Genomic DNA, 1,520 nt, shown 5'->3' with positions numbered 1-1,520 from the left:
GCGAACTGCTTCTTTACGGAATTCTTCGGTGTACGCTGGATTACGATGTTTAGCCATAAATCACCTCTCAATTAGACCCTAGATCTAACTTAGTAAAGTGTCTACTAAACGTGGGGTACTCGGAAACATAACGCCCTGTTAAGGTGTGAGCAACGCAATACCGAAGCCACCGCAAACCACCTTAAACACTAAATGCAACGCATAGTAAAAATGCCACGCGTTGCGAATCACTCTTAAACAGATTGTTATGCTACAAGCTCAACGAGTCATATATTTCTTGGGCGTCTTTTTTACTTAAATAGTCTACCATTGAATATTTTTTACCTATACCGTTTAATGACGTACCAACAAAAAGACCTTTATCTTCATCTGATATCCAGAAGCGATCATGGTATTCGTCAGTATATACAACTTGAACCTCTGCATTCGGCTTCATTTTATTAAGCTTAAATTTAAACTCTTTAAGTAGTTTTTATTTGAACGCTCACCAATTACCACTCGTACTACAACATTTTCAGAGATAGAACCTGAGATTACAAATAACAAATTATCTACGTAATCTTTGTCATGTTTTGCAGGAAATAAGTATCTGTCAATTATAGTAAGTGATGATTGCACATCGAGCTTATCAAGCATAGCTTTTAGAATGTCAATTAACCCAGATAATGGCTTAGTAGGCGGAAGAACTTCAGCATACATCGTAGAATAAGAAGTTATGGAGCTAACTCCTTCTTCCAAAATAATGTCCTTTGCACTTAAACGGACGAAACTTTCAATATCATCAATAAAGAAAACAGGAACATCAAATTGTTCTTTAATGCCTAAAATCAAGCCTAGAGTATCCTGATCTTCACGTAATATTGCACTAAAAAAATTGTTTTCTAACTTTATGTTTCATATAGCATTCACTCAACATTCGCTCCTGTAGCATAACGCCGCGTTAAGTGGTGAGCAACGCAGACCACCAACCCCAAACCATTGTGCTGTAAACACTAAATCCAAAGCAAACCAAAAATGCCAAGCGTTGCGAATCCGTCTTAAACGCTTTGTTAGATTTGTACTTTTCAGTTGCGCCCTATCTAAAATCCACACCATTAAGTGCCACTGTGAGAAATAGTAGAAGAGCCCCTAAACTAATTGGTAGAAGTGCAATAAGCCACAATGCGAAGCTACTTAACTTTACTAGAAACGTCTTTGCCCTTTCAGAACGAGTGGCTTTTCGAAACTGATAAGCAGCAGTCAATGAGCCAATACACCACAATATGATTAGCGCTATGATTTGAAAATCACTTCCTCTAGAAAACGCATATTCCACAGCTATAAACAGCATAACATGCATCAACAGAGTAGCGATTAAAGTTGATTTGATTCTACTCATGTTCCCCGAAAAATCTAACGCCGCGTTAAGTGGTGAGCAACTCAGACCACCGACCTGAAATATTGTGCCGTACACACTAAAGCTAAAGCAAACGAAAAATGCCACGCGTTGCGAATCCGTCTTTAACGCTTTGTTAGCTTAT

The 1,520-nt window shown here is 38.2% G+C and carries 2 protein-coding genes; both read right to left on the bottom strand.

Annotation, left to right across the window (positions count from 1 at the left end; genetic code table 11):
- Positions 1–250 precede the first annotated feature (250 nt).
- The gene (locus L3V37_RS23995; protein ID WP_237307349.1) at positions 251–436 is read right to left on the bottom strand and encodes a hypothetical protein; all 186 of its coding nucleotides are present in this window, start codon (positions 434–436) and stop codon (positions 251–253) included.
- Positions 433–831, bottom strand: a complete 399-nt coding sequence (locus L3V37_RS23990) for a hypothetical protein (RefSeq protein WP_237307348.1) — start codon at positions 829–831, stop codon at positions 433–435. Before L3V37_RS23990 ends, L3V37_RS23995 begins: the two co-directional genes overlap by 4 nt.
- Positions 832–1,520 lie beyond the last annotated feature (689 nt).

Origin of the sequence: Vibrio sp. D54 (assembly GCF_021728075.1) — a bacterium.
Taxonomy (GTDB): domain Bacteria; phylum Pseudomonadota; class Gammaproteobacteria; order Enterobacterales; family Vibrionaceae; genus Vibrio; species Vibrio alginolyticus.
Note: the sequence above shows the minus strand (reverse complement) of the source record. Positions and strands in the feature narration are given on the sequence as shown.

What these genes read in the sequence shown, in the direction of transcription:
- L3V37_RS23995 (WP_237307349.1), bottom strand. Translation starts at nt 436, where the DNA reads ATGAAGCCGAATGCAGAGGTTCAAGTTGTATATACTGACGAATACCAT.